The organism is Paenalcaligenes sp., assembly GCF_030152715.1.
In the GTDB taxonomy this organism is placed as follows: Bacteria; Pseudomonadota; Gammaproteobacteria; order Burkholderiales; family Burkholderiaceae_B; genus Paenalcaligenes; species Paenalcaligenes hermetiae.
The window spans coordinates 1-2,662 of sequence record NZ_JASLIX010000090.1 but is presented as its reverse complement, the minus strand read 5'-3'; the positions used below and the strand labels follow the sequence as shown (position 1 = coordinate 2,662).

Below are 2,662 nucleotides of genomic sequence, written 5' to 3'. Positions count from 1 at the left end.
AGGGTGAAGACCTGAGTGCTCAGCTAGACGCGTTGTCCGAGAGCAGCGTGGTCGCACGCAATGACATCCGTTTTGTGCTAGTGACAGACTTCAAAAACCTATTGGCTGTTGATCTGAAGGCGGAAGAGCGATTAGACATTGAAATTCACGAACTAGATAAGCATTATGGCTTTTTCTTACCCTTAGCTGGTTATGAAAAAGCCGTGATGTATTCTGAGCACCCCGCAGACCTAAAGGCCTCTGAAAAAATGGGGCGGCTGTTTGATTTAATTCGTGAGCGTAATGAATTAACCAATAGCGAAGACATTCATGCATTAAATGTATTTCTGACGCGCCTTTTATTTTGCTTTTATGCAGAGGATACAGGGATTTTTGAGGAAGGGCAGTTGACGTATGCGCTGCAATCCTATACCAAAGAGGACGGTTCCGACTTAGACCAGTTTTTTACAGATCTATTTTCGGTATTGAATCTAGAGGAAGACGCACCAGAGCGTAAAAAACTACCTGCTCATTTTCAGGCGTTTAAATATGTCAATGGTGGATTGTTCGTTGACGATGAGCCCATCCCCGAGTTTAGCCGCAAAGCACGTCGTATTTTGTTGGACTGTGCGCGTTTAAACTGGTCTGAAATCAACCCCGATATTTTTGGCTCCATGTTTCAAGCCGTGATCGATGAAGAACAGCGGAGCAATCTAGGCCAGCACTACACCTCTGTGTCTAACATTATGAAAGTCATCCAGCCGTTATTTCTTGATGACCTTTATGCCGAGTTAGACAAAGCCAAAGGCAACGAGAAAAAGCTCAAAGCATTGCTCGTGCGCTTACAAAAGTTGAGTATTTTTGACCCTGCATGTGGTTCAGGTAACTTTTTGATTATTGCCTATAAAGAGTTACGTCGCCTTGAAATGCAGATCATTGATGCGCTCAATGCCGCCAGTCAGCAAACAGTGATGTATTACTCTGGCATTAAGCTGAGCCAGTTTTACGGCATCGAAATAGACGACTTTGCTTGCGAGATTGCCACCTTATCACTTTGGCTAGCAGAGCACCAAATGAATACCGAATTTAAGGCAAAGTTTGGTTATGCTGAGCCTGCATTACCTTTGCGAGATGGTGGCAACGTGGTTTGTGGAAACAGTTTACGTTTAGATTGGGAAGAGGTTTGCCCACCAGTTGACGAGCAGGGCGAAGAGCGGGAGGTTTATATTTGTGGCAATCCGCCTTTCTTGGGTAGTGGTGGCAGAAGCAAAGAACAGAATGAGGATATGGATTCTGTTTTTACTGGCTTTAAATCGTTTGGGATGCTGGATTTTGTAGCGTGTTGGTTTTGGAAGGCAGCGCAATATATTCAGGATAAACAGGCTCAATTTGCATTAGTCGCCACCAACTCCATTTGTCAGGGCGAGCAGGTGGCAATGTTATGGCCACGTATTTTAGAAAAAAACTTAGCTATTCGATTTGCATACCCTACCTTTGCTTGGAAAAACCAAGCCAAGCAAAATGCAGCAGTTCATGTAGTAGTAATAGGTGTAGCAAATTCCACGGACATAAAAGAAAAAACTTTATTCCGTGTGGGTAAAGACGAGGTGACATTTAAGGTAGAGGCGAAAAACATTAGTCCGTATCTATTAGAGGGCGGGGATACGCTAGTATCGAGTCGAGGTAAGCCTATTTGCCAAGTGTCTGAGATGGTGTACGGCAATAAGCCCGTGGATGGTGGTCACTTATTGTTAACCACAGCTGAAAAGGATCAGTTGTTAGTGAGTGAGCCTCAAGCTGCTAAATGGATTAAGCGCTTGCTAGGAGCTCAAGAGTTTATTAATGGTAAAGAGCGGTGGTGTTTATGGTTAGTTGAGGCTACACAAGAAGAAATTGAGGCCATGCCATTGGTACAACAGCGGGTAGAGGCTGTTAGAGCAACAAGATTAGCTAGTCGTGACGCTGGAGCACGTAAGCTGGCAGAGCGGCCTCATCAGTTCCGAGATCTAAAAAATCCTTCATCTTACATCCTAGTGCCATGTCATTCTTCCGAGAGACGTGATTATGTCCCATTAGGATTTCTAAGTTCTGATGTGATAGCAAGTAACGCTAACTTAATAATCCCCAACGCCACCCTCTACGAGTTCGGTATCCTCACCTCTGAAATGCATATGGACTGGATGCGTACCGTAGCTGGACGATTAGAAAGTCGTTACCGCTACTCAGCCACCTTGGTCTATAACACGTTCCCTTGGCCAGACGTGACCGAGCCCAAGCGTAAGCACATTGAGTCTTTAGCTGAAGAGGTTTTACTTATCCGTGAGGATTACCCAGATAAGACCTTAGCGCAGCTTTATGATCCCGACACCATGCCCGAGCCTTTATTACAGGCGCACAAAAACTTAGACCGTGCCGTAGAAGCCTTGTATAGAGAGAAGCCATTCCGCGATGCTTCCGAACGCTTGGAGCATTTATTTGCTCGCTATGAAAAGTTAATTGCGGCAGAAAAGGCCAGTAAGTCCACAAAAAAGAAAAAAGGGGGGTAAGTCGTAATGGCTAATTTATTGACCGTCAATTACAAACAAACTGGCAAAAGCGCCAACCTTAATGAAATGGGCATGCGTGAAATGCAGGCTCGTGCTTTTGAATACAGAAATGCACAATATCTGTTGCTCAAAGCCCC

The 2,662-nt window shown here is 44.8% G+C and carries 1 protein-coding gene; it reads left to right on the top strand.

The window, feature by feature from the left end:
- On the top strand, window positions 1-2,525 hold a 2,525-nt coding region (locus Q1V74_RS06990; protein WP_300647661.1), incomplete at its 5' end, for a DNA methyltransferase.
- Window positions 2,526-2,662 lie beyond the last annotated feature (137 nt).